9 protein-coding genes are annotated in these 5837 nt (G+C 59.1%); 6 read left to right on the forward strand and 3 right to left on the reverse strand.

The genetic code is table 11. From position 1 onward, the window contains the following. Positions 1-162: 162 nt before the first annotated feature. Both K5845_RS20890 and K5845_RS20895 read right to left on the reverse strand, forming a co-directional pair. On the reverse strand, positions 163-657 hold the full coding sequence (locus K5845_RS20890; RefSeq protein WP_099547407.1) for a TIR domain-containing protein: 495 nt from the start codon (positions 655-657) through the stop codon (positions 163-165). 10 nt (positions 658-667) lie between these two features. Beyond that, complete coding sequence (locus K5845_RS20895) at positions 668-1636, reverse strand: DUF4231 domain-containing protein (RefSeq protein WP_287959947.1); 969 nt, start codon at positions 1634-1636, stop codon at positions 668-670. A gap of 338 nt (positions 1637-1974) precedes the next feature. Between K5845_RS20895 and K5845_RS20900 the strand changes: the two genes are divergently transcribed. The 3 genes from K5845_RS20900 to K5845_RS20910 all read left to right on the forward strand — a co-directional run bounded on the left by K5845_RS20900 (position 1975) and on the right by K5845_RS20910 (position 3480). Continuing rightward, positions 1975-2502: an antirestriction protein ArdA gene (locus tag K5845_RS20900; RefSeq protein ID WP_099547408.1), complete on the forward strand. Its 528-nt coding sequence runs from the start codon at positions 1975-1977 to the stop codon at positions 2500-2502. 194 nt (positions 2503-2696) lie between these two features. Beyond that, positions 2697-2912, forward strand: a complete 216-nt coding sequence (locus tag K5845_RS20905) for a transcriptional regulator domain-containing protein (RefSeq protein WP_099547409.1) — start codon at positions 2697-2699, stop codon at positions 2910-2912. Further along, positions 2851-3480 carry a DUF2285 domain-containing protein gene (locus K5845_RS20910; RefSeq protein WP_199122727.1) on the forward strand — a complete coding sequence of 210 codons (630 nt, stop codon included), beginning with the start codon at positions 2851-2853 and terminating at the stop codon, positions 3478-3480. The genes K5845_RS20905 and K5845_RS20910 overlap by 62 nt, the downstream gene beginning before the upstream one ends. Positions 3481-3499: 19 nt before the next feature. Here K5845_RS20910 and K5845_RS20915 read toward each other — a convergent pair whose 3' ends face one another. Next, complete coding sequence (locus tag K5845_RS20915; protein ID WP_099547411.1) at positions 3500-3787, reverse strand: DNA -binding domain-containing protein; 288 nt, start codon at positions 3785-3787, stop codon at positions 3500-3502. A gap of 464 nt (positions 3788-4251) precedes the next feature. On the opposite strand from K5845_RS20915, the gene K5845_RS20920 reads away from it, so the two are divergent. The 3 genes from K5845_RS20920 to K5845_RS20930 all read left to right on the forward strand — a co-directional run. Continuing rightward, positions 4252-4521: a helix-turn-helix transcriptional regulator gene (locus K5845_RS20920; protein ID WP_099547412.1), complete on the forward strand. Its 270-nt coding sequence runs from the start codon at positions 4252-4254 to the stop codon at positions 4519-4521. Further along, the gene (locus tag K5845_RS20925; protein ID WP_099547413.1) at positions 4522-5598 is read left to right on the forward strand and encodes a replication initiator protein A; all 1077 of its coding nucleotides are present in this window, start codon (positions 4522-4524) and stop codon (positions 5596-5598) included. A gap of 58 nt (positions 5599-5656) precedes the next feature. Further along, on the forward strand, positions 5657-5837 hold a 181-nt coding region (locus K5845_RS20930), incomplete at its 3' end, for a DUF2840 domain-containing protein (protein ID WP_287959948.1).

Below are 5837 nucleotides of genomic sequence, written 5' to 3' on the forward strand. Positions count from 1 at the left end.
CTTAGGGAAATAGGGCTCCAGCCGAGCCATCTGCTCGTCCGTCAGCCAATAAAGATCGCTCATAATCCAGACTCCTCAGGAGCCTGAATCAGATCGCACGCCGCAATTCAATGGGTCCTGAGCCTAGCTTCCGCGCTTCTTGTAGGGGCCTGCCTCATCCAATCAGCTTGCATCGAACTGAGTATAATGCCTAGCGCCACCGTTTCTATCGGTATAGCTGAGCCGGCTAAACTCGCTCGGCCAGTTAGCCATCGCGTGCTTCAATGCAGAAAGCTTATATGGGATGTGAACGACACAGCCCTTGTCGCGAATGATTGCGGGACATCTGTTGCTATCTTGTCGATTTGTTTCATTCAAATTTGCCGCAATGATCGGCAGGCCAAGCTCAAGGGCAAGCTCCAATTCCCATCGCACATACTTGTATAGATTTTTTGTTTTTTCACCTACCAAGACAACAACAGCAGACGAATGCCTCATCCTCTCGCGCAGCTTCGATTTGACGTATTGCTCATCTTGTGCGCGGCCTGTCATTGTGTCCAGATCGTGCGCATTTTGATACGTGAAATCTATATTTCTATTGGCCTTCCAGCCGTTCATGTAGGCATACGCCCATTTATCATTGTCGCCGTCAAATACGACATAAGCAGCGCCAGACATTTATTCCCCCTCAGTCCGATTGCCTTGCAAGCCACAAGGTATGTTCTCTTGAAAATGCTTTTTCCGCATCATTCACAAATTCCGAGAACTGTTCATCAGATCTCATGTCGTCTGTTAGTGCTTTAATCAAGCCGATTTCATGTGCGGTTACTGTGTAAGCGGCAGATAGCTCATTAAACTTTTTAATTTGCATCCAGCCTACGATGGAAGCTGCGACGACAATGAGCGGCTCGATTGGCCAATATTGCCAACTTGGCAAAGCGATACGACTTAAGGCCATCGAACCCGCGATGACGTAACAGGCACCACTTATCCATACCCACATCCGGGAAGCATTGCGATTGGCCTTGGATTTCCGCCTATACCAGCTCCGCTGATCCTCGACACGATTCTTTAGATAATACGCCATTCTGTCTTCGCGGGTTTTAACTCGCACGGCGTCCATGGCCCGGGTGATTTGGTCATTTCCAGACCAATCGTCCGTGATGCGTTTCGCGGTTTCTATGTTTTCGCGAAAAATTGTATTCAGTTGGCCTCGAAACTGCGTCCTTGCTTGTGCATCTTCTCCCTCGAAAGGTGCGGCGTGCATCATATACCGCCAAGTCAATGTTTTGACGCTTTCAGCTAATGCGCGGCATCTATACCACCACTGCTCCGGTTTACTGTGCGCGCGAGCAATGAGGATGACTAATCCAACAACGAAAACTCCCGCGTAAAGCACGTAGTAGATGATATCATTCATGAAGCTCATGGAAAATATCGCTGCAAAAAACAACGCAATGTATTCGCCACGAATTAGCCGCAGAAACGTTCTTTGATACATATTGGAAGCGTTGTCTGCGTCTAGAAATAGCGCAGGGAAATCGTCGTGATTCATCATGCCCCTCCCGTCATCGTCGCAAATATTATTGTTGCGTCCTGCACGGAGAAGCAAGCGCCATCGCGACAGTGCCCTAGAAATGCCAGAATATTCTGGCATGTCCATCCCTCCACGCTTCCGTGTCGGGGCATTGTCATTGACTGCCCTCCGGCTCTCTACAGCTACAGCGCAATGTGGAAGCCCATTCGCCTCCGGGCCGGCGCGGCTGCCGCCGCGTGACCATCAACAAATTTGCTAAGGGCCTTGCCCTCGCGCCAGCAAGGTAAGTGAAACCGTCCGGGGCGGTATCCCCAGCCTTCCGCGCTTCGCTTGTGCAGACCGGGTGATCCCCCTCCACCCCGGCCGCCCTTGCTCGTTGCTACCCCAGTCTCGGCGACGGCCAGAAGGTCAGGCGCGGCGTTCCGCTTCGCTGACCTTCAGACCCGAGGAACAGAGACATGACCAGCCCAGCCGACAGCAACCCCCGCATCTATGTTGCCTGCCTTGCCGCCTACAACAACGGCTATCTGCATGGAGCGTGGATCGACGCGGATCAGGACGCAGGCCAGATCAGGGACGAGATTGCCGCGATACTTGCCCGTTCCCCCGTCGAGGATGCGGAGGAATACGCCATTCATGACTATGAGGGTTTCGAGGGCGTCAGCATCTCCGAATATGCCGGCATCGACAGCGTGGCACGGATGGCTGCTTTCATCGCAGAGCATGGCGCACTTGGCGCGGGCCTGCTGGAGCAGTTCAGCGGCGACATGGACCAAGCCGAATCCACCTTGGAGGACTGCTATCATGGTCAGTTCGCCAGCCTCGCCGATTACATGGAGGAGTTGACCTCCGAGAGCATCACCATCCCTGAGGCGCTGCGCTACTATGTCAATTGGGAAGCGATGGCGCGCGACGCAGATATGAGCGGCGACTTGTTCACCATCGAGACGGCGCACGGCGAGGTGCATGTGTTTTCCAGCAGATGAGAACATGACTGCCTGTCCGTGCTCATACGGGCAGGCGTCGCGGAATCACCGGCTGTCGCCAAGCCAAAAATACTAAAAGATGTTCGGGTTAGCCGCTCAAGGTATCTGCTTTGAGCGGCTTCTATATCTGCAGTGATCCTTGAACCTCTTTTTGCCGGGCGCTGCTCAGCATCCCGGCTTGGGGAGGTGACGCCATGCTCAGCATCGATTGGCGATCTCCGGCGGCATACGGGCACACAAAGCACATCCCTGCCGCTGGTTTCGCTTGGGAATACCTGCGCCGTAACGACGAATATCGTCGGGACTGCCAGACCATCGCATTGACCGGAGGGGCGGCTGCCCGCGAGCTTGAAGAGTTCGCGCATCGCTGGGGTTTGCGATTTCCCCTGCGATCCCGACGCGCCGCATGATCGGCAATCGCCGATCTGGAATCCGCGCCTTCAACCGCAAGCCGTGATGTTGTCGCCGGTCGATCACAAGGACGACGACACCGAACCAATATTGACGCTGGCGCATCTCTACGGCCTCGACCTGCGCCGCGCTGCCGATGGCTGGCACGGCATCTGGCAGGTGGATGGCGTCAAACACCAATTTTGGCTGCCCGAGGCAACGCCGGGCGCGGGCGCTTTTTATGCCGCTACGCTGCCGATGGATTCATTTCTTGAGCTGCGCGTTCACGCGGTCCGCCGTTTCTGGCGATCCCTCAACGGCCGTGCGCCCGGTCCCGACTTCCGGGCGATCCCCACCCAGCTCCGGCAATGGCACATCCTGTCCCTGCGCGCGCTCGACGCGCGGTTGCGCGGCGAAAGCTATCGCACCATCGCTGAAGTCCTGCTCGGCTTTCGTGGCACCAAGGAGGATTTTGAGAGCGATCCGCGCAAGAACAAAGCTCGCCGCCTGGTCGCGCACGGCATCAAGATGATGCGCGGGGGCTATCGCCTCCTGCTCCACTATCCGATCAAGCCCGACAAGCGTTGATCGTTCTCGGCTGTTGACCTCACGCCTTGTTGGCTGCCGCCTGTTCCAGAATCTTCCGATAGCCCTCGCGCGACAGCCATTGCGCACGTTCGAGATGACTTTGCCAGCAACGGCGCGTCCGAAGTTCCTCGACCACCGGATCACGGTGCAGCACGATCCGCGCGACTTCCTTCCAGTCCGCGTCCTCGGCCTTGGCATCGAGAAGGCGCAGATAGGTAACGTAGTGCCGTTCGTCATAGGCGGTTATGGCGTCGCCGGTCGGCGCTTCATCGTCCACATCGGGATCGAGTTCGACGGGCACCTTCATAGTCATTCCCCGCATCCGAGAGGCTGTGTCTGCGGTGCGCCCCCGCAAACGATTCTCTCTGACTCTTGGTGATCGGGGAGTTCGAAACCGCTGTTACACGGCCCCATGGCCTTTAGCTCGGAAAGCCTGTTGTATACGCCACAGGCTCCCCGACCATAAGGTCAAGGAGTTTGGTGCCGTCACGGCCGGCACCAACCGGTAACAGAGGGGTTTCGACGCCCCAGAGCAGCGCGTCTGCTCCATCCACATTCTTAGCCGAACCGCGTGCGAATGTCTTCGCCTATTCAGCGCGGCAGGCGATGAGCCGCTGAAATCCCTCATCTATTGGCCGCGCACCGCCCCGAAGGGGGGTGCCGCCAGCGCATAGGCGCAAATGCGGCACGCTACGCGCCGCCGATCCCTCGCCAAGGTTCGCCACAGTCCGCTGCCGTCCCCGGCAGCCCAATTCCGACTGGAGGTGATCCATGCCCAACCCGCTTGCGGGCCTGCCGCCGCGCCTGTTGCGCACCAAGGAAGCCGCGCGCTTCCTCGGCATATCCGTCCGAACCCTTGAGAAACATCGCACCTATGGCACCGGGCCGACCTATCGCAAGGTCGGCGGCCGCGTCCTCTACACCGTCCGCGATCTGGAAGACTGGAGCGCGACGGGCGAGCGCAAATCCACCCGCGACAAGACCGCCGGCACCGTTTTTCCCGCGCGTCCGCTCACGCCCGAAGAACGGGGCGACTGCTAGATGCTGCGCGAGGACGATCACGACCCCGCGCGGCCGGCCGAGGACAGCGAGCGCAGCCGCCTCGACCCCTTCGTGGTCGCAACGGGCGACGCGCCGCCCCGCGACCAGCGCGATTTGATGGAACGGCCGTTTTTCTCGCTGGCGAAGACCCCGCGCACCAAGCCGATTCTCTACAAGGCCGCCGACATAGAGGTGCAAGTGTTCGGGATGCCCGAGCACGGCATGGCGACCATCTGGGATGCCGATGTGCTGATATGGGCGGCCTCGCAGATCGTCGCGGCCGAAAACAACGGCCTCACCACCTCGCGCTTCGTCCGGTTCACGCCTTATCATCTGTTGCGCGCCATCGGGCGGCCGACCGGCAATCACCAATACCGGCTTCTGAAAGCCGCGCTGGCGCGGCTGCAATCGACCGTCATTGCCACCACGATCCGCAACGGCCCGCATTGGCGTCGCCGGCAATTCTCATGGATCAACGAGTGGGAGGAAATGACGACGCGCGCCGGCCGCGTCGAGGGCATGGAGTTCGTCCTGCCCGAATGGTTCTACAATAGCGTCATCGACCATTCGCTGGTCCTGACCATAGACCCGGCCTATTTCCGGCTGACTGGCGGCATCGAGCGATGGCTTTACCGCGTCGCTCGAAAGCACGCCGGGCACCAGCGCCACGGCTGGATTTTCGAGGTCGCGCACCTTCATCAGAAATCCGGCAGTCTCGCGCGGCCGTCCGACTTCGCGCTGGACCTGCGCCGGATAGCGGCCCGCCAGCCGCTCCCCGGTTATCGCCTCCAGATCGAGCGGGGAGACGGCCGCGAGCTGCTGCGTATCCGCCCCGAAAACTTATCAACAGGCACTGTTGATAACCCTGTTAATACCATCGGCACATCAGGCGCACGGGGTATCGGCACATCAGGCGCATCACTATCGGCAGATCAGGCGCACGAACCGCAGCTAACGCTTTGGCCTGAAAAGCGGAATCCGACCGCTAACTTATCTAACAGAGAATCTAACTCTTTTTCTTTGACGCGCGCGCAGGTGAAGCGTGGTGCCGGTTCTGCCCGGAGGAGCGAGCCATGATGGCCGCGCTCGACGCGCTGCGCCCGAGCGGCCCCCAGCACATCACCGGAGACGAACAATGACCCGTCGCGCCCATCGCAGCGCGCACGGCCGTCCGCTGCCGGACGGGCCTGCGCCCTTCACAACATTGGTCGAGCTGACCTTCGAGAAACGCAAGGTCGAGCACTGGATACGCTTCGGCCGCAAGAGCTACGAACAGATCATCGACCGCCGCCGCAGCGTCGTCGGCTTCGCGCCGG

Origin of the sequence: Filomicrobium sp. (assembly GCF_025698805.1) — a bacterium.
In the GTDB taxonomy this organism is placed as follows: Bacteria; Pseudomonadota; Alphaproteobacteria; order Rhizobiales; family Hyphomicrobiaceae; genus Filomicrobium; species Filomicrobium insigne.

Excerpts from the sequence above, each read along its gene's own strand:
- K5845_RS20895 (WP_287959947.1), bottom strand. The coding sequence starts at position 1,636 with ATGCCAGAATATTCTGGCATTTCTAGGGCACTGTCGCGATGGCGCTTG.
- K5845_RS20900 (WP_099547408.1), top strand. The coding sequence starts at position 1,975 with ATGACCAGCCCAGCCGACAGCAACCCCCGCATCTATGTTGCCTGCCTT.
- K5845_RS20905 (WP_099547409.1), top strand. The coding sequence starts at position 2,697 with ATGCTCAGCATCGATTGGCGATCTCCGGCGGCATACGGGCACACAAAG.
- K5845_RS20890 (WP_099547407.1), bottom strand. The coding sequence starts at position 657 with ATGTCTGGCGCTGCTTATGTCGTATTTGACGGCGACAATGATAAATGG.
- K5845_RS20925 (WP_099547413.1), top strand. The coding sequence starts at position 4,522 with ATGCTGCGCGAGGACGATCACGACCCCGCGCGGCCGGCCGAGGACAGC.
- K5845_RS20920 (WP_099547412.1), top strand. The coding sequence starts at position 4,252 with ATGCCCAACCCGCTTGCGGGCCTGCCGCCGCGCCTGTTGCGCACCAAG.
- K5845_RS20915 (WP_099547411.1), bottom strand. The coding sequence starts at position 3,787 with ATGAAGGTGCCCGTCGAACTCGATCCCGATGTGGACGATGAAGCGCCG.